The sequence below is a fragment of the Nocardioides acrostichi genome, assembly GCF_015319165.1.
Classification (GTDB): domain Bacteria; phylum Actinomycetota; class Actinomycetes; order Propionibacteriales; family Nocardioidaceae; genus Nocardioides; species Nocardioides acrostichi.
Genome location: NZ_JADIVZ010000010.1, coordinates 1 through 21,973, shown reverse-complemented (window position 1 = coordinate 21,973; position 21,973 = coordinate 1). Strand labels below are relative to the sequence as shown.

Sequence of the window (21,973 nt, the reverse complement as noted above, 5' to 3'; positions counted from 1 at the left end):
CCGCTACTTCACCGTGGGCAGCTCGCCGCTCCCGCGCAGCTCCTCGGCGACCTGCTCGGCCAGCCACCGCCGCTTGCGCCGCTGGATCACACGGTTCTCGGCCAGCAGCGCCTTGGCGGTGGCGACCGCCATCAGCACCATCACGACGCTGAAGGGAGCAGCGACCAGGATCGACATGGTGCGCAGCGCGGCGAGCCCTCCGGCGGCGAGCAGCACAGCGGCGACGATGCCCTCCATCGACGCCCAGAAGGCGCGGCTCCACAGCGGCGGGTCGAGGTCGCCGCCCTCGGCGAGCATGTCGACCACGAACGAGCCGGAGTCGGAGCTGGTCACGAAGAAGATGACCACCAGCACCATCGCGACGACGCTGAGCAGCGTGCCCGCGGGCAGGGTGTCGAGGAACCGGAACAAGGCGGTGTCGGTGTTGACCGTGCCGTCGGAGACGATGCCGCCCCCGCCGAACATCTCGGTCCAGATGGCCGAGCCACCCATCACCGAGAACCACAGCATGGTCACCAGCGTCGGCACGAGCAGCACGCCGAGCACGAACTCCCGCACGGTGCGACCGCGGGAGATGCGGGCGATGAACACGCCGACGAACGGCGCCCAGCTCATCCACCAGCCCCAGTAGTAGGTGGTCCAGCCCGAGAGCCACTCCTGGCCCGCGGTGCCCTGGAAGGGCCGGACGTCGAACGCGAGCGTGAAGAAGTTCTGCAGGTAGCTGCCGATCTGGGTCACGAAGTCGCTGAGCAGGAACACCGTCGGGCCGAGCACCAGCACGGCCAGCAGGAACACCGCGGCGACGCCCATGTTGATGTTGGAGAGGATCTTGATGCCCTTGTCGACACCGGTGAGCACCGAGGCCAGCGCGCAGGCGGTGATGACGACGATGAGCCCGACCAGCAGCGGCGTGCCGGCGTGGTCCACGACCCCGAGGAACGAGAGGCCGTTGCCGACCTGGGTGACGCCGAAGCCGAGCGAGGTGGCGACGCCGAAGAGGGTGCCGACGATGGCGATGACATCGACGACGTCACCGAACCAGCCCTTGACCTTATCGCCGAGGAGCGGCTCGAGGGCGTAGCGGATCGAGATGGGCCGGCCCTTGCGGTGCACCGCGTAGGCGATGGCCAGACCGACGACGACGTAGATGGCCCAGGCGTGCAGGCCCCAGTGCAGGAAGGTGACGTCCATGGCGTTGCGGCCGGCGGACTGGCCGTTGTCGGTGCTGCCCGGCGGCGGCGCGTTGTAGTGCGTGAGCGGCTCGGCCACGCCCCAGTAGACGAGGCCGATGCCCATGCCGGCCGCGAAGAGCATCGCGAACCAGGAGAACAGGCCGAACTCGGGCTCCTCGTCGTCGCGGCCCAACACGATGCCGCCCATCGGCGAGACCGCCAGCCAGACGGAGAAGAACACGAACCCGGTGACGACCAGCACGTAGAACCAGCCGAGATCTTCGATGACGCCGGAGTTGGCCGCGTCGAGCACCCTGCCGAGCGGCTTCGGGAAGAGCACGGCGATCGCGGAGAACACCACCAAGAGCGCCGCGGCCGGGAGGAAGACGCGCGATGCGGCCATGTGGAGACGAGAGCCGGGTGGGCGCTCGGCCTCTACGGGTCGAGACGTGGGCGGGGTGGTCGTCATCGGGTACCTCCTGGCTGTCCGTGGTGATCGAGAGACGTTCGGGGGTGCTCGCGGCACAAAGCCACGACGCTATCGACGCCCTCGGCCAGCCGACCCACCCCCCTCCACGAGCCCGTGATGCACCTAACGGACGCCTGCGGCCGGACGCCGGGCGGGCTGGGGGCCGATGCCCTAGGGTCGGGGCGTGAGCAGCGACTGGCCGCGCGTGCGCCTGCACGTGGTCACCGGCAAGGGCGGCACCGGCAAGTCCACGGTGGCGGCGTCCCTGGCCCTGGCCCTCGCCTCCCACGGCAAGAACGTGCTGCTCTGCGAGGTCGAGGGGCGTCAGGGCATCGCCCGCATGTTCGACGTCGACCCCCTGCCCTACGAGGAGCGCCGCATCTCCGCCGGCCTGCGCGACTCCCGCGGAGCAGGGTCCGTGCACGCGCTGCACATCGACCCGGAGGCCGCGCTGCTGGAGTACCTCGCGATGTACTACCGGCTCGGACGCGCCGGCAGGGCGCTCGACCGCTTCGGCGTCATCGACTTCGCCACCACCATCGCGCCGGGCGTGCGCGACGTGCTGCTCACCGGCAAGGTCTACGAGGCCGTCGAGCGCAACAGCCGCAACAAGGGGGCCACGCAGTACGACGCGGTCGTGCTCGACGCGCCGCCGACCGGGCGCATCACCCAGTTCCTCAACGTCTCCGACGAGCTCGCCGGCCTCGCCAAGGTCGGGCCGATCAGGAGTCAGGCCGACACGATGATGACGCTGTTCCGCTCGCCCCGCACCGCCGTGCACCTGGTGACCGTGCTCGAGGAGATGCCCGTGCAGGAGACCGCCGACGGCATCGCCGAATTGAGCAGGGTCGGGCTGCCCGTCGGCGGCGTGGTGGTGAACATGCGCCGCCCCGCCGAGCTCCCGGATGCCGACCTCGAGCGCGCCGGGCGGGGCGGCCTGGACGCCGAGCGGGTGAGAGCCGACCTCGCTGCCGCCCTCGACCCCGTACCCGCGCCGCTGCCTGGAGCGCTGCTCACCGAGGCCGCCGAGCACGCCGAGCGGCACCGGCTCGAGGTGGCGCAGCGCGAGGTCGTCGACGGACTCGGCGTGCCGGTCTACGAGCTGCCGAGGCTTCCCGGCGGCGTCGACCGCGGCGGGCTCGGCGAGCTGGGAGCCCTCATGCGGGAGCAGGGGCTGGCATGAGCGCGGGCGCACTCGACGTCGACGCCCTGATCGACGATCCCGGTACCGGCATCATCGTGTGCTGCGGCTCCGGTGGCGTGGGCAAGACGACGACCTCGGCCGCCCTTGCGCTGCGGGCCGCCGAGCGGGGTCGCAAGGTCGTCGTCCTCACGATCGACCCGGCGCGGCGGCTGGCACAGTCGATGGGCATCGAGGAGCTCGACAACACCCCCCGTCCGGTGCCGGGCACGAGCGGCGACGGCTCGCTCGACGCGATGATGCTCGACATGAAGTCGACCTTCGACGAGGTCGTGCTCAGCCAGGCCAGCCCCGAGAAGGCGCAGCAGATCCTGGAGAACCCGTTCTACGTCGCGCTGTCGACGTCGTTCGCGGGCACCCAGGAGTACATGGCGATGGAGAAGCTGGGGCTGATCCACGCGGCGGCCCAGAGGGACCACAGCTACGACCTGATCGTCGTCGACACCCCGCCGTCGCGCTCGGCGCTGGACTTCCTCGACGCGCCCGAACGTCTCTCGAGCTTCCTCGACGGGCGGTTCACGCGACTGATGCTCGCGCCGGCGCGCGGGCCTGCGCGCCTGGTGACGGCCGGGCTCGGCCTGGTGACCGGGGCTCTGACCAAGATCCTCGGCGCGCAGGTGCTCACCGATCTCCAGACGTTCGTCGCGGCTCTGGAGACCGTCTTCGGTGGTGGGTTCCGTGACCGCGCGGCGAAGACGTACGCCCTGCTCCAAGACACCGGCACCGCGTTCGTGGTGATCGCCGCCCCGGAGCCCGACGCCCTGCGTGAGGCGGCCTACTTCGTGGAGCGCCTGGAGGAGGACGCGATGCCGCTGGCGGGGCTCGTGGTGAACCGGGCGAGCGTGGCGCCCGAGGGCGGTCTCTCAGTCGACCAGTCGGCGGCCGCCGCCGAGCAGCTCGCGGACCGACCGGAGCACGCTCTGGGCGCCGCACTGCTGCGGCTGCACGCCCACACGCTGCGCGCGGTCGAGCGAGAGCGGCTGCTCGTCTCGAGGTTCACCGCCGCGCACCCGCAGGTGGCCACGGCCGTCGTGCCGGCTCTCGCCGGAGACGTGCACGACCTCGGCGGACTCCGCCGGATCGGCGCTCTCCTCGGAACCTAGCGCGAGGCTCAGACGTTGACCGGGGCCGCGGTCTTGGCCGGAGCGGAGCCCTGGGCGGCGGTCTGGCTCATCGCGGTCTCGAGCACCGAGCGCCACGAGGCGGTCGGGCGGCGACGCAGCAGCGCGCGGCGCTCCCGCTCGGTCATGCCGCCCCACACGCCCCACTCGATCTGGTTGTCGAGGGCCTCGGCCAGGCACTCGGTGCGCACGGGGCACCCCTGGCAGACCTGCTTGGCCTTGTTCTGCTCGGCACCCTTGACGAAGAGCTGGTCAGGTTGCGCGGACTTGCACGCGGCGCGAGGCGCCCAATCTTCGACCCACATGTCGTATTTCCCCACACTCGGTACTGCATCGGATGGTGTAGCTGGCGGCCGCTCGCGGGGGCGAGTTGGGGCCGCTGTCCCTGTTAAGAAGGTAAGGAACGGTTACTGGTCTCCTACAGACCCGACCGGCTCAATCGGGGTAGCCAGATATGACTAGTTCTTCTGGACTATCCGCGATGGTGGTTCACCCGTGCGGGTGAAATCTCGACGATCACGGGCCCTTGGGGCTGCTCGCGTACCCTCGAGGCATGTCTGAGCCCCGTTCCACGGCCCGCACGGCCGGTCGCGTCGTCTCCCACCTGGGAGTCATGGCGCTGGTCTCGGTCGTCCTCGGCGTGGTCGTGGCGGGTCTCGCCATCCCGTTCGCAGGCGTGGCCGGCATCGGCACCCGCAACCTGGCCGACACGATGGACCAGCTGCCGGCGCAGCTCGAGACCGGGACGCTCGACCAGCGCACCACGATCCTCGACCGCAACGGCGACGTGCTGGCCACGGTGTACGACCAGAACCGGGTCGAGGTGCCGTTGTCCCAGGTCAGCCGCAAGATGGTCAAGGCCATGCTGGCCACCGAGGATGCCCGCTTCTACCAGCACGGTGCCCTCGACCTGCAGGGCACGCTGCGTGCGTTCATCACCAACCAGGCCGAGTCGGGCACGGTGCAGGGCGGCTCGTCGATCACCCAGCAGCTGGTCAAGCAGACGCTGCTCTACCAGGCGGGCGACAACAAGAAGGAGCAGGCGGCCGCCACGGCCGACACCTACGCGCGCAAGCTCCAAGAGCTGCGCTACGCCGTGGCGCTCGAGCAGAACCACTCCAAGGACTGGATCCTCCAGCGCTACCTCAACACGGTCTACTTCGGCGACGGCGCCTACGGCATCCAGTCCGCGGCGAAGCACTTCTTCAACGTGAACGCCAGCGACCTCTCCCTACTCCAGTCGGCCACGCTCGCGGGTCTGGTGCGCAACCCCAGCGGCTACGACCCCATCGACGACCCCCAGGCGGCCACCAACCGGCGCAACGTCGTCCTCCAGCGGATGGTGTCGGTCGGCATCATCAAGCAACGCCGGGCCAACAAGCTCTCCAAGCGCGACCTCGGGCTCGACCCGCAGCGCACGACGAACGGCTGCACGCAGTCGACGGCTCCGTTCTTCTGCCAATACGTCATCAACTACCTCAAGACCGACCCGGCGCTGGGCGACAACCGCAAGGCGCGGGAGAACCTCATCGAGACGGGCGGGCTGACGATCAAAACCACGCTGGCCCCGAACTACCAGAAGGCGGCCGACACCGCCGTCAGCAGCCACGTCTACCCGACCGACCAGGCCATCGGCGGCCTGGCGATGGTGCAGCCCGGCACCGGCGAGGTCTTCGCGATCGCCCAGTCCCGCCCGATGGGAACCGACAAGGCCAAGGGCCAGTCCTACATCAACTACACCGTGCCCAAGCGGTACGGGAACTCCGGCGGTTTCCAGCCGGGCTCGACCTTCAAGGCCTTCGTGCTCGCGGCCGCGATCGAGAAGGGCGTGCCGCTCTCCAAGACCATCTACTCCCCGCCCCACATCGACGTCCCGCAGAACTCCTTCAAGGTGTGCGGCGGCAAGAACTACCAGTCCACCGCCGACTACCCGGTCAACAACTCGACCGATCCCGGCACGAGCAACCCGAACCTCTACCAGGGCACGCAGTACTCGGTGAACACGTTCTTCGTGCAGCTCGAGCAGCAGATCGGACTGTGCAAGCCCTACAAGCTCGCGAAGCGGATGGGTATCACCGGCCTCCAGGACACGAACAAGTGGATGGTGCCCTCCTTCACGCTCGGGGTGGCCAGCGTGAGCCCACTGGAGATGGCCGACGCCTACGCCACGTTCGCCGCGCGTGGCCTCTACTGCTCCCCGCGGCCGGTCACCTCGATCTCCGATGCCAACGGCAACGAGCTGAAGACCTACCCGGCGAAGTGTCGTCAGGTCATGCAGAACTCCACCGCCGACGCGGTCAACGACATCCTCACCGGCGTCATCGCCCCGGGCGGGTTCGCCTCGGCCCAGCAGCTGGACAGCCCCGCGGCCGGCAAGACGGGCACGACCCAGGACGGCAAGTCCGTGTGGTTCGTCGGCTACACCCCCGACATGGCCGCCGCGGCCATGATCGCCGGCGCCAACCAGTACGGCACGCCGATCTCGCTCACGTACCAGACCGTGGGCGGACGGACCATCTACTCGGCGTCGGGATCCGGCTACGCCGCGCCCATCTGGGGTGACGCGATGAAGGCCATCATGGGCCAGCTCCCCAACGACTCGTTCGTAGCCCCCAACGCCAGCGACGTGGCGGGCGTGCCGACGACCGTTCCGGACGTCTACGGGCGCAGCCTCGACGGTGCCCGCAAGCAGCTGGAGGCGGCCGGGTTCACGGTCGCCTATGGCAGCTACATCAACTCGACCTATCCCGAGGGCACGGTCGCCGCGACCAGTCCGAGTGTGGGCAGCACGGCGCCGTCGGGCTCGACGATCACGATCCTGCAGTCCAACGGCACTCCGCCGGCGCCGTCCAAGCCCGACAAGCCGAAGAAGAGCGGCGGCGGCGACAAGAACAAGCCGGGCAAGGGCAAGAACAAGGGGCGTGGCCGCGGCTGACCGGCTGACCCCGCGGGCGCTGCGTCGCCGGCTCAGCCGAGCTGGCGGCGCACCTCGGCGGCGACCGCGCCGCCGTCTGCACGACCCTTCGTGCGCGGCTGCACGGCGCCCATCACCTTGCCCATGGCTCGCATGCCCTCGCCCGCGGCGCCGGTGGAGGCGATGGCCTCGCTGACGATCGCGGCGATCTCGTGGTCGGCGAGCTGCTCGGGCAGGTAGATGGCGATCACCTCGGCCTCGGCGCGCTCGCGGGCGGCGCTCTCGGCGCGGCCGCCGTCCTCGAACGCCGTGGCCGCCTCGCGGCGCTTCTTGGCCTCGGTCGTGAGCACGCCGACGACCTCGTCGTCGGTGAGCGTCTTGGCGGACTTGCCGGCGACCTCGGCGGTGGTGACGGCGGCCAGCAACATGCGCAGGGTCGAGGACCGCAACTCGTCACGCGCCTTCATGGCGGTCGTGAGGTCGCTGCGCATCTGCTCCTTGAGGGTGCTCATGCGGCCCAGTGTGGCAGCCTGACCACGTGCCGCTCACACGAGTTTCGTCGACCGCCCCCCGGCGGCTGGCGCGCCGGGCAGCCGGGGCGGGGGTCGCCGCGGTCACGGCGGGGGCCGCGGTCACGGCCTACGCGGCGCTCGAGGCGCGGCGCTACGTGCTGCGCGAGGTCACGGTGCCGGTGCTGCCGGCGGGTGCGGGACCGCTGCGCGTGCTGCACCTCAGCGACCTGCACCTCACTCCGGGGCAGCGACACAAGCAGGAGTGGCTCGCCGGGCTGGCGCGGCTCGAACCCGACCTCGTGGTCGACACCGGCGACAACCTCGCCCACCGAGACGCCGTCCCGTACGTGCTCGAGTCGCTCGGCGCGCTGCTGGATCGCCCCGGGGTGTTCGTGCACGGCTCCAACGACTACTTCGAGCCTCGGTTGCGCAACCCGGTCAAGTACCTGCTGCCCGACGACGGCACCCGGCACACCGACGTGCCCCCTCTCCCCTGGCGCGACCTCTCCGCGGCGTTCACCGGCGCAGGGTGGCTCGACCTCACCAACCGGACGGCGTCCCTCACGGTGGGCGACCTCGCGATCTCCTTCGCGGGGGTCGACGACCCCCACCTGGGCTACGACCGGCTCGACGCGGTGGCCGGCCCCGCCGACGCCACCGCCGACCTGCGCCTCGGTGTCGCGCACGCGCCGTACCTGCGCGTGCTCGACCAGATGGCCGCCGACGGCTACGACGCGCTCCTGGCCGGGCACACCCACGGCGGTCAGGTGTGTCTGCCGGGTGGTCGCGCCCTCACCACGAACTGCGACCTCGACCCCGAGCGCGCCCGCGGACTGCACCGGCATCCGGCCGACTCCGCGGCGGGCGACCCCGGGTCGGCGTGGTTGCACGTCTCGGCCGGGCTGGGCACCTCTCCGTACGCCCGGATCCGCACCGCGTGCCGGCCCGAGGCGACCCTGCTCACGCTGGTGCCCGCCGGGTGCCCCTGATTGGGGTGCGCGCCCTCGCCTCGGCTATGCTCCCCTGCTGGTGGGCACGCCCCTGGTGGGCTGGCTCATGGCGGGCTGTGGCGCAGCTTGGTAGCGCGCCTCGTTCGGGACGAGGAGGCCGCAGGTTCAAATCCTGTCAGCCCGACCGCCTCGACGGACCCACGGATGGCCGTGGGTCCGTCGTGCTTTTGATGGGACATGACCGGCCCCGCGTGACCCGGGTCACCTAGACTCGCCCGCATGGCTGACGACGATTCCCGGGACTCCAAGCTGGAGGCGCCCTCGCTGGGGCTGGGCGGCCTCTTCAAACGGAAGGGGTCGAAGGACAAGCCCGCCGAGACGCCGACGCTCGCCGAGGAGCCCCCCGCCGAGGAGGCCTCAGCCGACGAGTCGGCCACCGAGCAGATCGAGCCGGTCGACACACCTGCCGAGCCGGTGACCGAGCCTGAGCCCATCGTCGCCGCCGAACCTGAGCCCGAGCCCGAGCCCGAGCCCGTCGCCTCGGTCGAGGACACCCAGGTGCTCGGCACCGAGGGTCGCCCGCTCTACGCCGACGAGGTGGCGGGCGAGCCGGCCGGCCAGCCGGCAGCCCGCACCTCGGCTGTGGCCGTCCAGGAGGCTCCGCCGACCCCGGTCGAGACAGCCCCGGTCGAGACAGCCCCGGTCGAGACGGTCCCGGCTGAGACGGCCCTGGCTGAGACGGCCGAGCAGCCCGCGAAGCCGTCACACGGCCTGCCGACCATCACCGTGCCCAAGGTGAGCGTGCCGAAGGTCAACATGCCCGCCCGCATCGCGGCCGCGGTGACCGGTGGCATCGTCGGGGTGCTCATGGTCGCTCTGGTGGCGCTGGCGCTGCGTGGGTGCAGCGCGGCGCGCGGCGTCGACACCTGCGGTGGCGGTCCGGGCGTCACGTTCCTCATCGCCACCGTGCTCGTCGTGACGTTCCTCGGTGGTCTGCTGCTGCGCCTGGTCAAGGTGCCCGATCCGTTCTCGAGCTCATTCCTCGGCGTCGGCCTGACCTCGGTGTTCTCGCTGATCTTCCTCGTGGGCGTGCTCGACGAGTGGTGGATGATCATCGTGATGCCGGTGCTCACCGCCGCCACGTTCTCGGTGTCGTACTGGGTGACCACCGCGGTGGTCGAGAAGGCCGACTGAACCGACCGGCCCCAGCACCGACCGGCCCCAGCACCGACCGGCCTCAGCCGAGCAGCAGCTCGGCGATCTGCACGGTGTTCAGCGCGGCACCCTTGCGCAGGTTGTCGCCGGAGACGAAGAGCGCAAGGCCACGGCCGCCGTCGACGCCCTCGTCGGCGCGGATCCGGCCGACGTACGACGGGTCGGCCCCAGCGGCCTGGAGCGGGGTCGGGATGTCGGAGAGCGCGACTCCCGGCGCCGTGCCGAGCAACTCGGCGGCACGCTGGGGTGACAGTGGCGAGGCGAACTCGGCGTTGATCGCCAGGGAGTGGCCCGTGAAGACCGGGACGCGCACGCAGATGCCGGAGACCTTGAGCTCGGGGAGGCCCAGGATCTTGCGCGACTCGTTGCGCAGCTTCTGCTCCTCGTCGGTCTCGTTGAGTCCGTCGTCGACCAGGTTGCCGGCGAACGGGAGCACGTTGTAGGCGATGGTGCGTCGGTAGACGCCCGGGTCGGGGAACGAGACGGCCTGGCCGTCGTAGGCCAGCTCGCGGGCCTTGTCGCCCGCCGCCTCGACGCCGGTGGCGAGCTCGTCGACGCCCGCGATGCCGGAGCCGGAGACGGCCTGGTAGGTCGAGACCACCAGGCGGGTCAGGCCGGCCTCGTCGTGCAGCGGCTTGAGCACGGGCATCGCGGCCATGGTGGTGCAGTTCGGGTTCGCGATGACGCCCCGGCCGGCCGCGAGAACCCCAGCGGCCGCCTCCGGATTGACCTCGGAGACGACCAGTGGGATGTCGGGATCCTTACGGAAGGCCGAGGAGTTGTCGACGACGACCACGCCGGCGTCGACGAACCGCGGCACGAGCGCGCGTGACGCGGTGGCGCCGGCCGAGAAGAGCGCGACATCGAGGCCGGTGGGGTCGGCGCTCTCGGCGTCCTCGACCGTGACCTCGCGATCACCGAAGGCGAGCACGGTGCCGGCCGAGCGCGGCGAGGAGAAGAACCGGACGTCGCCGACGGGGAAGTCGCGCTCGAGCAGGATCTGTCGCATCGCGACGCCGACCTGGCCGGTGGCGCCCACGACGCCGATGTTGAGCGTGCGGGTCATCGGCCGGTCCCTCCGTAGACGACGGCCTCGACCTCGTCGGCGTCGAGGTCGAAGGCGGTGTGAGCGGCGCGCACGGCGTCGTCGATCTGGCCTTCGTCGACGATGACGGAGATGCGGATCTCGGAGGTCGAGATCATGCCGATGTTGACGCCCGCAGAGGCGAGCGCGGAGAAGAAGTTCGCCGTGATGCCCGGGTGGCTGCGCATGCCGGCCCCGATGAGGGAGACCTTGCCGACGCGGTCGTCGAAGAGCAGCTTGTCGTAGCCGACCTCGTCTTGGATGCGGGCCAGCGCGGCCATCGCGCCCTGGCCGTCGGCACGCGGCAAGGTGAAGGTGATGTCGGTGCGACCGGTAGCGGCGGCGGAGACGTTCTGCACGACCATGTCGATGTTCACGCCGACCCCGGCGAGCACCTCGAAGATACGGGCGGCCTCGCCCACCTTGTCGGGCACGCCGACGACGGTGATCTTGGCCTCGCTGCGGTCGTGGGCGACGCCGGCGATGATGGCTTGTTCCATGGTGCCCTCCTCGGGCGCGGAGTCGTCGATGCTGCCGGCCACGATGGTGCCGTGGAGCTGGCTGAACGACGAGCGGACGTGGATGGCGATGTCGTTGCGGCGCGCGTACTCGACGCAGCGCAGGTGCAGCACCTTCGCGCCGGATGCCGCGAGCTCGAGCATCTCCTCGTAGGTGACGCGGTCGAGCTTGCGGGCGGCGGGAACGATGCGTGGATCGGCGGTGAACACGCCGTCGACATCGGTGTAGATCTCGCAGACGTCGGCCCTGAGCGCCGCGGCGAGCGCCACCGCGGTCGTGTCGGTGCCACCACGCCCCAGCGTGGTGATCTCCTTGGTGTCGGCCGAGACGCCCTGGAAGCCGGCGACGATGACGATGTGACCCTCGGCGATGGCGCTCTCGATGCGGCCCGGGGTGACGTCGATGATCTTCGCCTTGCCGTGCACGGCGTCGGTGATGACGCCGGCCTGCGAGCCGGTGAAGGAACGTGCGGAGTAGCCCAGGTCGGAGATCGCCATTGCGACCAGCGCCATCGAGATGCGCTCACCGGCGGTGAGCAGCATGTCGAGCTCGCGCGCGGGCGGCAGCGGCGAGACCGCGTGCGCCTTGTCGAGCAGGTCGTCGGTGGTGTCGCCCATGGCGGAGACCGCCACGACCACGTCGTTGCCGGCCTTCTTGGCCTCCACGATGCGTCGGGCGACGCGCTTGATGGCGTCGGCATCGGCGACGGAGGAGCCGCCGTACTTCTGCACGACAATGCCCACGGCGGTGTCCTTCGGTGTGGCGGTGATCGGCGCATCGGTGCGATGCGCCACGAGCGCCTCGATTCTACCGAGAGGCCGGGGTCGACCCTGCGGCCGTCTCGTCCACCGACTCGAGCATGACCTCGGCGGCCGCCACCTGGTCGTCGTCGAGCACGACCTCGACGTCGAGCCGGTCGTGGCTGACGATCGAGAGCAGCGCGTTGAGCGCGGCCCCGGCGAGGTTGCCCCACGACGACACGTAGGAGAACTGCCACCACCACAGCGCCTCCTCGACGTTGCCGGCGCCGAAGTGACGCAGCCCGGTGTCGAGGTCGGTGGCGATGGAGGTGAGGTCGTCGGAGAGCTGGCTCTCGACGACCTCGGGGTCGTAGGGGTCGAACACGAAGCTGTAAGTGTCGGTGTCACCGAGGATCGCCGCGAGCTGCATGCGCATGTCGTCGAGGTCGGGCTCCGGGCCGACGTCGGGCTGGTACTCCGAGCGCGGCGTGAAGTCGCGCTCGACGCCCAGCCGGGATCCGGCGAAGAGCATCTGGCTGATCTCGAGCAGCAGCAGCGGGATGGAGCGACCGGGGTCGTTCTCGGCCGCGACCGCGCGCAGCGCGACCAGGAAGTCCTCGACGTGGCCGGCGATCCCGGCCGCCAGCGCCTCACTGGTCAGGGGCTCGGCGCTGGGGGGTGCACCGGTGGGGGTGGGGGTCATTGTGCTGCTCGCCTCCCTGCGAACGCGCGTCCGAGAGTGATCTCGTCGGCATACTCGAGATCACCGCCTACCGGCAGTCCACTCGCCAATCGGCTCACGCGCAACTCCATCGGGAGGAGCAACCGGGTGAGATACGTCGCGGTGGCCTCGCCCTCGAGGTTGGGGTCGGTGGCCAAGATGACCTCGGTGACGGTGCCGTCGGCCAGCCGCGGCATCAGCTCACGCACCCTGAGCTGGTCGGGCCCGATGCCGTCGATGGGGCTGATCGCACCCCCGAGCACGTGGTAGCGGCCGCGGAACTCACGCGTGCGCTCGATGGCGACGACGTCCTTGTACTCCTCGACCACGCACAGCACCGCCGGGTCGCGCCGCGGGTCGCGGCAGATGCGGCACTGCTCCTCCTGGCTGACGTTGAAGCAGATCGAGCAGAAGGCCACCTTGGCCTTCACCTCGACCAGCACGTCGGCGAGCCGCCGGACGTCGGCGGGGTCGGCGGCGAGCAGGTGGAACGCGATGCGCTGCGCGCTCTTCGGGCCGACGCCGGGCAGCCGGCCGAGCTCGTCGATGAGATCCTGGACGACGCCTTCGTACATGGCCTGCCTAGAACCCGAACTGGCCGGAGCCACCGCCGGGCAGGCCGCCCGCGGCGCCGCCGCCGGGACCGCCACTCAGCCCGCCCAGCCCACCGGCGAGGGGACCGAGCGCCTGGCCCGCCTGCGCGTCGGCGCGGGCCTTGGCGTCGCGGTAGGCCGCGACGACCATGTCGCCGAGGTCGGTGAGCGACTCCTCGTCGGCGCCGTCGACGATGCCGGTGCGAAAGGTGACGCCGACCAGCTCCCCGACGCCGTTGACCTGCACCGTGACACCGCCGACGCTGCCCTCGACGATCTTCTCGGCCAGCTCTTCTTGGGTGCGCTGGAGTTGCTCCTGCATCTGCTGGGCCTGCTGGAGCAGGGCGTTCATGTCGAAGCCGCCGGCTCCGAGGGCGTCGAACGGGTTCTGGCTCTCGCTCATGGTGCTCCAGTCTGGCAGCCGGTTGGCTGCGGTCGGGTCAGGTGTGGGGGATCTCTTCGATGACCTGGGCGCCGAGCTTCTCGGCGAGCAGGTCGGCGCCGGCCAGCGCGTGGTCGTCGGCGTCGATGTCGTCGGGATGCACGGCGGCGTCGGCCTCGGCCGCTGCGACCCGGCGGGCGTCGGCGTTCGACTCGGCCGGCCCGCCGGCCGGTCGGGTCTGCGCGATGGCCTCACGGGCCCGCGCCACCGAGCCCGAGCCGGACGGTTCGGGATCGGGCGGCCCGTCGTCGGGCGGCGGCTCGACGGCCCACGGTGGAGGCGAGTCGGGCACCGTCTGCGGCGGCGGCTCGGGAGCGCGCGGTGCCGGGGCCGGCGCGGGGGGCGGGGGTGCGGCGTCGGCACTGGCACCTGGATCGACGATGGTCTCGATGCGCCAGTCGACGCCGACCACGTCGATGGCGGCCTGGCGGACGATCTCGGCGCTGCCGTTCTTGTCGAACGACCCGCGCGCACCCGCGTTGGCGAACCCGAGAGTGAGGGTGTCGCCGTCGAGCCCCACGACCTGGGCGTTCTGGCTGAGCAGCATCCACGTCAGCCGACGCCGCTCCTTGCACGCCTCGACGACGTCGGGCCACAGCCGGCGCACGTCGACCAGGCCCATGCCACCGGGACCGGGCTCCTGGGGCGGCGAGGCGGGCTGCGGTTCCGGGCCGGGGCCAGGGGCCGGCTCGAGACCAGTCTCAGGGCCGGTCTGGGGGCCGGTCTCAGGGCCTGTCTGGGGGCCTGTCTGGGGGCCCGTTTGGGGGCCCGTTTGGGGGCCGGTCTCGGCGGCGGAGGGCTCCGGCTCCGGCGTGCCGCCCCACGCTGCGGGTGCGGGGGTGGGGGCCGGGGTCTCGACGGGCTCGGGTGCGGTCTGGGTGGGCTGCGGCCGGTCCTGGGCGGGGACGGGTGTGGTGGTCGGTGCCTGGCGCTGTGGAGCGGCGGGCACGCTGACCGAGAGCCGGCGCTCGACCCGGTCGAGGCGGGCCGCGAGCCCCGCGGCGTCGTGGTCTGCGCCGGGCAGCAGGATGCGCGCACAGATGAGCTCGAGCAGCAGCCGTGGGGCGGTGGCGCCGCGCATCTCCGTGAGGCCGGCGGCCACGAGGTCGGCGGCACGGGTGAGGTCGTGGGCTCCGAAGCGGGCCGCCTGGGCGACCAGGCGCTCACCGGCGTCCTCGGAGACGTCGATGAGACCACTGGCCGGGGCATCGGGCACGGCCGCCACGATGACGAGGTCGCGCAGCCGGCGCAGCAGATCCTCGGTGAACCGGCGCGGATCCTGGCCGGTCTCGACGACCTTGTCGACGACGCCGAACACGGCGGCGCCGTCGGCGGCGGCGAACGCGTCGACGGCCTCGTCGAGCAGGGAGTCGGGCGTGTAGCCGAGCAGCGTGGTGGCCAGATGGTGGGTGACGCCCTCGGGACCGGCCCCGCCGAGCAGCTGGTCGAGCACCGAGAGGGTGTCGCGCGCCGAGCCGGCGCCTGCCCGCACGACCAGGGGCAGTGCGCCCGGCTCGATCGGGACGCCCTCGGCCTGGCAGAGCTCGGTGAGATAGGCCGACAACAGTCGCGGCGGGATCAGCCGGAACGGATAGTGATGCGTGCGCGAGCGGATGGTGCCGAGCACCTTCTCGGGCTCGGTGGTGGCGAAGATGAAGCGCAGGTGCGGGGGCGGCTCCTCGACCAGCTTGAGCAGTGCGTTGAACGCGTGCGTGGTGACCATGTGGGCCTCATCGATGATGTAGACCTTGTAGCGGTCGCGCACGGGCGCGAAGAACGCCTTCTCGCGCAGGTCGCGGGCGTCGTCGACACCACTGTGCGAGGCGGCGTCGATCTCGATGACGTCCATCGACCCGGCCCCACCGCGGGCCAGCTCGACGCATGAGTCGCACTCACCGCACGGGTCGGCGATGGGCGCACGGGCGCAGTTGAGCGCGCGGGCCAGGATGCGGGCCGAGGTGGTCTTGCCGCACCCGCGCGGACCCGAAAAGAGATAGGCGTGGTTGACCCGATTGTTCGCCAGCGCCGCGCGCAGGGGCGTGGTGACGTGGTCCTGACCGATGACCTCGGCGAAGGTCTCGGGGCGGTAGCGCCGGTACAGCGCGAGGGGTGACTCCACCCGCCCGACCCTAGCCGCGGGGACCGACAGCCGGAACCGCTGCCTGGGAGTGGACCCGGGGCGAAGAGGCCCCCCGCGCACCCGTCAGAGCTCGCTTACCCTTGCTGTCTCTCGACCCTGGGGGAGTTGGGCAAGATGCCGCCGCGCGGGGGGTTGCCCAGCAGCATAGGTGAGGCCCGTCGGACCAGACCAACCCGCGTGCCGTCCCGAGTCGATTTCACGGCCCTGAGCCCCGCAGGTAACCTTCCGCGCGGAGGTATCGCCTAGTGGCCTATGGCGCTCGCTTGGAAAGCGGGTTGGGTTAACGCCCTCGGGGGTTCGAATCCCCCTACCTCCGCCAGATGATCAACGTTAGAACCCTCGCGAGGCGTTGAGCCGGCGGGGGTTTTCTCGTCCCCCTCCGGCGACAAGGCGGCGCGTGCCGCCCGGCCCGCTACGACCGCGCCCACGGGCCGGGACAGCGACCCTCGGCCACCACAGCGCCCGACACGGGCCCGTCCGGGCGGTTGTCGACAGCGAAGGGCCCGATGACGGTGCGGTTGAGAAGTTGCCGGGCTTCCGGGCCGACGGAGCTGTAGAGCCGTTCGGCGTGGCGCAGCAGCGAGATGACCTATTTCAAGCGCGCGATCACTTTGTCACTGGCGACCTCGGCGTTCTGCATCAGTCGCTTGGCGTCGGCGATCTCGCTGGCCACCCCAGCCTGATGCTCCTTCAACACTTCGACTGGCAGGGGGCCATGTAGGCATCGAGCAGCTTCTGCCGGTGCCGCTCCAACTCGGCCAGACGCCGATATTGGTCTGCGATCAGCTTGCTGCCGGACTCGGCCGAGCGGTGCAGATCGTCGCGGGCGCGCTGGCTGAACCCCGCGATCTCGTCGTCGGTGAACTTGACGATGGTCCAGGCTCGCTGCGAGCTCCACGGGATCTACATCGGCCAGATCGAGCGCGGCCAGCGCACCATCTCTTTGCACAACATCATCCGAGTGGCCGAGGCCCTTCAGCTCGATCCGGGCCACTTGGTTAAAGGCCTGCGACTCCCAAACGCGACCTGATATCCGTTGCGTCACAGATCGCAAGCACTGCTTAGGAGGTCCACGGTGACTGTTGTCTATCGCGCGCTCTGGAAAGACGAAACTCAGCCCAACCCGAGCCAGTACTTGCAGGCGGTTCGAGAGATCTTCTCGTCATGGGCACTCGAGGATCCGTCGGCAGCGCCTCTCGAAGATGGCTCTTACACGTTTGACCTTGCCGGAGGGCGCCATCGCTCGGTCAATGTGCGGGCGCTTCCTGCTGATCTCGCGGGAGCGGTTGGGCTTGAGGCTATCGTCCGCGATCAGGTACTAGCAGATCCCGCTCGTACCGAGTGGGCCACCGTGATACGAGTGGTAGGCGACGGCACCTCTACCCACACCTGGGTTGAGAATCGGGTTGAGTCAGATGATCCGTCTTTACGTGTTCAGGTCGGCCGTCCAAGGCTCGTCGACCAGATGCTCGACCTACCCGGGTCACCCATCCTCGGTGGCTCACGCCTGGTGACCACTGTCATGTCACTGGCTCCTGACGAGGTGCCGGCGCTCGTCGGCCTCCTTGAGTCGTCAAGCCGCACCTTGCCCGTGGTTGTGTGTTCCGAACCTGCTGAAGATGCCGCAGGACGTTGGGCGTTGTGGCCCGACCGGATCGCTCGACGGGTGGGCGGCATCGCCCTTGTTGTCACGCTGCCGACTGCTTCGGTCGCGGCTCTTTCGGATCTGCTCGGATCGTTGGCCGTCTGGGGCGGCGCAGTTCGGACCTACCTGCCCGGCGGGCTCGACGCTAACGAGGGATGGCGACACAGATATGTACCGGGCTATCTCATGACGACGCGCGAAGACGCAATGATCGACCGCATCGTCTTCCGGGTTGCGCAACTTTCGACTCGCCGCCGCGTCACTGATGTGTTCGCTCCGTTCACTTCGACGACCGTCGCCCCGTCCGATTCGGTCGGTGGCATCTCCGAAGATGAGGCCGAAGAGCGTCGCCTGGAATTGGAGCTAGCCAGGGAGGAACACGACAACTTGCAGCGAGAACTAGGCGCCGCCGTGGGTCATCTTGGGCGACTGAAGCGAGCACTAAGCGCCGAGAATAAGTTGGGACTGTTTTGGGAGACTCTCAGTGATCTGGGGAACGACATCCCTGACCAGGTTGACGACGTCGAGGATGCGATTCTGTCAGCTGAAACGTACTTGTCGGACCAACTTGCGATCCATGCCGATGCGCCGCGTGAGTTGACGGGCATCCTCACGGCGCCGCAAGCAGTGTCGTGGGGAAACACCACGTGGCGAGGGTTCAGGGCGCTCGCCGCGTTCGTCGATGCACGGCGCGACGGCTTCGCGGGCAACTTCTACGACTGGTGCAAGAGCGGACCCCCTCTTGGCTGGCCTGCCACTCCAAAAAAGCTCTCGATGACCGAGAGCGAGACAGTTCGTAGCGGCGGGCTTGCTGGAGCCCGCATGCTGCCTGTTGATCGGAACGTGTCTTCGTCCGGTCGTGTTGAGATGCTCGCACATCTCAAGATCTCGGAAGGTGGTGGCAACCTCGCTCCACGCGTCTACTTCTACGACGATACGGCAGGGACGACGGTAAAGGTCCATGTGGGCTTTGTTGGACCCCACTACCTGATGCCGAACACAAGGTCGTAGCGATGAACGGCAATTGGGGTGTGCCCTCCGGATTCGCAGGAGTGATGAGAGCGGGCACGGATCCCAGCGCAATTCGGTGCAACGAGTCCTTCTAGTTCGAGACGAGCGCCACGCATTGTGCAAATGTGAACCCGACACATAGACACGGTCTGCGGGGTATAGATGGGCACATTGCTGTCGTTGCTTACGTTCGAGCAACTGGTCGACAAGATCGCCGAATTCCACGATCGCGCTCGAGTCGGCGAGTCCCGGAACGGTTGGAAGAAGCTGCTCGAGGTTGCCAAGGGTCTTGCGGGCACAGCGAGTCGAGACAATGACCCATCCGCTGATAGCGCCTGGTACCTCACCGAGGTCCAGGCGCAGGGCTATCAAGGCATCGGCGGCGAGCAGTCGCTGTCGATTGAGCTTGACCCGACCCCAGGGATTACCGTCATTCATGGTGCGAACGGGTCGGGCAAGTCGAGCATTGCCGACGCGATCGAGACGGCGCTCCAAGGGCGTGTCCGAGAGCCCGCCCTAGAAGGTCGCGGTGGCAACGTTCCGATCTGGGAGCGCGAACACTGCGGCAGAGACGTGCAGCAAGCGACCGTCGCACTGACGCTGCGGTCCGGCTCCAACAGTCTCAGACTCCGTTGCTGCATCGATCGCTCGGGAACCACGACCGAGTGGTCCGCGCGTCAGTCCTCTGACGGAGCGGATCGGGAGATCGATCTTTCCGCAACAGGGTGGTTGTCCGCCGTGACCGGGTATCGGCCGGTCTTCTCCTATGCAGTCGTTGAACGCGAAGTGCAGTTGGCCCGCAACCTCCAACAGTTCCTTGAACGTCTGCTCGCCTTTGGATCCTGTTTCGACGTGTTAGACCAAGAGATCGAGAATAGGAGCGCCGCAGCCATCGAGGCACGCGACCGGTGGGATGCAGCCCTTCGTGATGCGCAGGCTCGGGCTAGTGAGGTCGATAAGGAGCGAGCTCGCGAGGACCGAACTCAGCTTCTGCCGATGGAGTGGCCGACCGCCGACCAGGACCCTGACAGCTGGTTGCGTCGGTCGGAGTTGACAGAGACGGGTATCGCGCTTCCAGAAGTGCCCGCAACAACTTTGGACAATCTCCGCGGGTTGGCAGCTGCGGTCGAGCACGAGTTGACCGAACTGCGTGAGGCGGAGACGTCGCTTCACGCCCAGCTCGCAGGTCCGTTAAGGGATCTTCACGCTGAAGCCGAGATCCTCGATGACGTCGGCGATCTTTGCCCGGTCTGCGCCACCGAGGGCGTGCCGTGGCTTGATCGCCTCGGTGAGGCGGTCGCTGATGTCATCGAGATCCAGACAAGACAAGACAGTTGTCGAGAAGCCATCGCCAGCCTCCGCGCTTCGACGGTCGACGTACTGGGCAACGTCGCGGCAGTACTCGCCGGGGGCGAGCAGCTGGAAAAGCCTGGTTGGTGGCAAGCAACCATCGCGCCGCTTCTCGATGAAGCTCAACAGGCCGGCGGTCGGATCACGACTGGCCTCCGAACTGCGGGGAGCGCAGTTGTGGCCTGGGTCAACTCACCTGATTGCGAAGAGGCAGTCCTGGCCGCCAGTGCAGAGAGTGACCACCTGCGTCAATGGCGACATGCGCGCCGCGAGGCAGTCGACGACTTCGTCACTGTATGGCGGTCAACAGCAGACGACGCTTCCCAGGCAGCTGTGTGGTCGTCCGCGAAGACACGGCTCGCGACGCTTCGGACCAGCCTGCGGTCCGAGCGCGCGAACGTGTTGGGTGCGCAGACCAATCTGAAGGTGGAAGCCTTACTAGCGGACGTCGGTATCACCCTCGAGTCGATCACAGTCCAAGGTCGTCAAGCCTCACTGAGGGTGATTGACCAGCAGGACAGAGACCTGCAGCTGTCGATGCTAAGCGCCGGCCAGCGCAATGCTCTGCTTCTCGCTCCGATGCTGGCGGTGTCGGATGGCGGACCCTTTAGATTCCTCGTCCTTGACGACCCCGTACACGCATTCGATCAGGTCCGGGTCGATCGATTGGCTGCGGCCGTGTCTGAAGTAGCGAAGGCGCGTCGCGTACTCGTACTGACTCACGATGAGCGACTAAAGGAGCACCTACTCGCGCGGAATGCCAACTGCGATGTGCGCGGCGTCGCACGGGACCCCGGCACGGGAATCGTGACCTCAGCCGTCCAGGGCGAGATGTGGAAAGTTCTCCTGCTCGATGCGCTCGGTGTGCTCGACACCGCCCAGACGCAACCCCAGGGCGTGACGCTGCCGCCCTACGACATCGTGCGCGGACTCTGCCGCCAAGCGTTCGACAATGCGCTGCGTTCACTCGTTCTTCGCGCGGCGGTACGCCAATCTCGGGCTCCTGACCAAGATCTTCAGGAGCTCGATGACGAAGACCGCACGCGGGCTCGCATCCGACGTGCTCGTCAGCTTGTTGCGTCCATTCCTGCCGCCGGCACCGCTCTGGACGATGCCGAGCAACTTGTCGGTGCCTACCTCGACGGCTGGAACCGTTCCTCTCACGGAAACCCACCCGTCGGCGCACAGGACATCCCGTCGCTTCGAGCCGAGGTCCAGACAGCCCAGCAGGCATGCGAGAGGATCACGACGATCTGAGATGACACCGGCACCTAGCTCGCAGGTCCGGGTAGAGGTCATGGACCTCCGGATCCGCCTTGAGTTGTTGGCTGCGGCAGCCTTTGACGAGGCATGCCAGCCGAGCGTCCGCGGCAGGCAGTCGCGAGCAAAGCACCGGCTGCTCCACCTCCTTCACAATCTGCCCAACGATCAGGCGGCCGAGGCGTACAAGCTCATCCGGCTCGGCGCATATGTCATGGAAGAGAGTTCGAACATCCTTCACGGACGTAGCGGCATGATCGACCTGCCCCGCGTGGTTGTCGATGAGTGGCGAAGCATCGTCGAGCAGCTTGAGGCGCTCGCGCCGAGTGCGCGGGCGTGAGTCGACAATCCCGACGAAAAGGAAGGGACTGCTGGCACTTAGTTCTACGAGCAGTGCGTGTCGGCGTCAACGAAGACGGAATGCCTGGGAGCTAGCGCGTTATTGACCGTACGGAAAGCGGGTGGCCCGACGGCAGACTGCACAAGCCCGCCTCGGTGATGCTGCGGGGCTGTCCAAATCGGCTGCGCTTAGCCCCGGTCTTTCATGGGGGCGTCGGCGACGGCGTCGCGGCGTGAGGCGGGTTGATGGCGGTCTTCGGGTACGACGCTGGGCCGGCTGACGCTGCCGGGCTGCGGTTCTCCGGGTGGTGAGGGTTGTGGGCGGACGGGAAGGGTCAGGCTGGTTGCGGAATCGCGGCGATGTTGGCGAAGACCGCGACGACCGCGGCCGCCCATGGCCACGATTCCGGGATGCGGAGCCGTCGCCGGCGGGCGCCGTGCGTGACTCGGGCGGGAACGTGGAGCAATCGGTAGCGCAGGGCCTTCGGCTCACAGCTCGCAAGGGTCTTGGCGTCGCCGGACAGTGCGAGCAGCCTGGTCCAGGCGGTCAGGTCGGCCGCGATCATCGTGAGTGC

19 protein-coding genes, 2 tRNA genes and 1 other RNA gene are annotated in these 21,973 nt (G+C 69.0%); 11 read left to right on the top strand and 11 right to left on the bottom strand.

The window, feature by feature from the left end; all coding sequences use genetic code 11:
* Positions 1-3: 3 nt before the first annotated feature.
* Positions 4-1,575 (bottom strand): BCCT family transporter, encoded by a 1,572-nt coding sequence (locus ISG29_RS16115; RefSeq protein ID WP_207793235.1) that lies wholly within the window; start codon positions 1,573-1,575, stop codon positions 4-6.
* A gap of 250 nt (positions 1,576-1,825) precedes the next feature.
* Between ISG29_RS16115 and ISG29_RS20525 the strand changes: the two genes are divergently transcribed.
* Together ISG29_RS20525 and ISG29_RS20520 are read left to right on the top strand one after the other, a co-directional pair.
* The gene (locus ISG29_RS20525) at positions 1,826-2,824 is read left to right on the top strand and encodes an ArsA-related P-loop ATPase (protein WP_328829505.1); all 999 of its coding nucleotides are present in this window, start codon (positions 1,826-1,828) and stop codon (positions 2,822-2,824) included.
* Positions 2,821-3,945, top strand: a complete 1,125-nt coding sequence (locus ISG29_RS20520) for an ArsA family ATPase (RefSeq protein WP_207793234.1) — start codon at positions 2,821-2,823, stop codon at positions 3,943-3,945. The genes ISG29_RS20525 and ISG29_RS20520 overlap by 4 nt, the downstream gene beginning before the upstream one ends.
* A gap of 8 nt (positions 3,946-3,953) precedes the next feature.
* On the opposite strand, the gene ISG29_RS16105 is transcribed toward ISG29_RS20520, so the two are convergent.
* Positions 3,954-4,268, bottom strand: coding sequence for a WhiB family transcriptional regulator (locus ISG29_RS16105; protein WP_194504478.1), 315 nt, complete (start codon positions 4,266-4,268; stop codon positions 3,954-3,956).
* 248 nt (positions 4,269-4,516) lie between these two features.
* On the opposite strand from ISG29_RS16105, the gene ISG29_RS16100 reads away from it, so the two are divergent.
* Positions 4,517-6,898, top strand: a complete 2,382-nt coding sequence (locus ISG29_RS16100; RefSeq protein ID WP_194504477.1) for a penicillin-binding protein — start codon at positions 4,517-4,519, stop codon at positions 6,896-6,898.
* Between the two features lie 32 nt (positions 6,899-6,930).
* Here the strand turns inward: ISG29_RS16100 and ISG29_RS16095 are convergent, their stop codons facing one another.
* Positions 6,931-7,389, bottom strand: a complete 459-nt coding sequence (locus ISG29_RS16095) for a GatB/YqeY domain-containing protein (protein WP_194504476.1) — start codon at positions 7,387-7,389, stop codon at positions 6,931-6,933.
* Positions 7,390-7,415: 26 nt separating this feature from the next.
* On the opposite strand from ISG29_RS16095, the gene ISG29_RS16090 reads away from it, so the two are divergent.
* The 3 genes from ISG29_RS16090 to ISG29_RS16080 all read left to right on the top strand — a co-directional run bounded on the left by ISG29_RS16090 (position 7,416) and on the right by ISG29_RS16080 (position 9,533).
* Entirely contained in the window at positions 7,416-8,378 is a 963-nt protein-coding gene (locus ISG29_RS16090; RefSeq protein ID WP_407940232.1) for a metallophosphoesterase, read from the top strand.
* A gap of 71 nt (positions 8,379-8,449) precedes the next feature.
* Positions 8,450-8,523 (top strand) — tRNA-Pro (locus ISG29_RS16085).
* A gap of 95 nt (positions 8,524-8,618) precedes the next feature.
* A complete protein-coding gene (locus ISG29_RS16080) occupies positions 8,619-9,533 on the top strand; it encodes a hypothetical protein (protein ID WP_194504475.1) in 915 nt (304 codons plus the stop codon).
* 43 nt (positions 9,534-9,576) lie between these two features.
* Here the strand turns inward: ISG29_RS16080 and ISG29_RS16075 are convergent, their stop codons facing one another.
* From ISG29_RS16075 to ffs, 7 genes are all read right to left on the bottom strand, one after another.
* The gene (locus ISG29_RS16075) at positions 9,577-10,620 is read right to left on the bottom strand and encodes an aspartate-semialdehyde dehydrogenase (protein WP_194504474.1); all 1,044 of its coding nucleotides are present in this window, start codon (positions 10,618-10,620) and stop codon (positions 9,577-9,579) included.
* Entirely contained in the window at positions 10,617-11,900 is a 1,284-nt protein-coding gene (locus tag ISG29_RS16070; protein WP_194504570.1) for an aspartate kinase, read from the bottom strand. The genes ISG29_RS16075 and ISG29_RS16070 overlap by 4 nt, the downstream gene beginning before the upstream one ends.
* A gap of 64 nt (positions 11,901-11,964) precedes the next feature.
* Positions 11,965-12,600 (bottom strand): DUF5063 domain-containing protein, encoded by a 636-nt coding sequence (locus ISG29_RS16065; RefSeq protein ID WP_194504473.1) that lies wholly within the window; start codon positions 12,598-12,600, stop codon positions 11,965-11,967.
* Positions 12,597-13,193, bottom strand: a complete 597-nt coding sequence (gene recR / locus ISG29_RS16060; protein ID WP_194504472.1) for a recombination mediator RecR — start codon at positions 13,191-13,193, stop codon at positions 12,597-12,599. Before recR ends, ISG29_RS16065 begins: the two co-directional genes overlap by 4 nt.
* 7 nt (positions 13,194-13,200) lie before the next feature.
* Positions 13,201-13,614: a YbaB/EbfC family nucleoid-associated protein gene (locus tag ISG29_RS16055; protein ID WP_235960149.1), complete on the bottom strand. Its 414-nt coding sequence runs from the start codon at positions 13,612-13,614 to the stop codon at positions 13,201-13,203.
* 37 nt (positions 13,615-13,651) lie between these two features.
* On the bottom strand, positions 13,652-15,772 hold the full coding sequence (locus ISG29_RS16050; RefSeq protein ID WP_194504471.1) for a DNA polymerase III subunit gamma and tau: 2,121 nt from the start codon (positions 15,770-15,772) through the stop codon (positions 13,652-13,654).
* 64 nt (positions 15,773-15,836) lie between these two features.
* Positions 15,837-15,927: signal recognition particle sRNA small type (gene ffs, locus ISG29_RS16045), an RNA gene on the bottom strand.
* 97 nt (positions 15,928-16,024) lie between these two features.
* On the opposite strand from ffs, the gene ISG29_RS16040 reads away from it, so the two are divergent.
* The 5 genes from ISG29_RS16040 to ISG29_RS16020 all read left to right on the top strand — a co-directional run bounded on the left by ISG29_RS16040 (position 16,025) and on the right by ISG29_RS16020 (position 21,399).
* Positions 16,025-16,112 (top strand) — tRNA-Ser (locus ISG29_RS16040).
* Between the two features lie 552 nt (positions 16,113-16,664).
* Complete coding sequence (locus ISG29_RS21865) at positions 16,665-16,823, top strand: helix-turn-helix domain-containing protein (RefSeq protein WP_194504568.1); 159 nt, start codon at positions 16,665-16,667, stop codon at positions 16,821-16,823.
* Between the two features lie 45 nt (positions 16,824-16,868).
* Complete coding sequence (locus ISG29_RS16030; protein ID WP_207793232.1) at positions 16,869-18,449, top strand: hypothetical protein; 1,581 nt, start codon at positions 16,869-16,871, stop codon at positions 18,447-18,449.
* 162 nt (positions 18,450-18,611) lie between these two features.
* Positions 18,612-21,056, top strand: coding sequence for an ATP-binding protein (locus ISG29_RS16025; RefSeq protein ID WP_194504470.1), 2,445 nt, complete (start codon positions 18,612-18,614; stop codon positions 21,054-21,056).
* Between the two features lie 40 nt (positions 21,057-21,096).
* Positions 21,097-21,399 carry a hypothetical protein gene (locus tag ISG29_RS16020; RefSeq protein WP_194504469.1) on the top strand — a complete coding sequence of 101 codons (303 nt, stop codon included), beginning with the start codon at positions 21,097-21,099 and terminating at the stop codon, positions 21,397-21,399.
* A 334-nt stretch (positions 21,400-21,733) separates the two neighbouring features.
* On the opposite strand, the gene ISG29_RS16015 is transcribed toward ISG29_RS16020, so the two are convergent.
* Positions 21,734-21,973: transposase (locus ISG29_RS16015; protein ID WP_194504468.1), on the bottom strand; the 240-nt coding region annotated here is incomplete at its 5' end.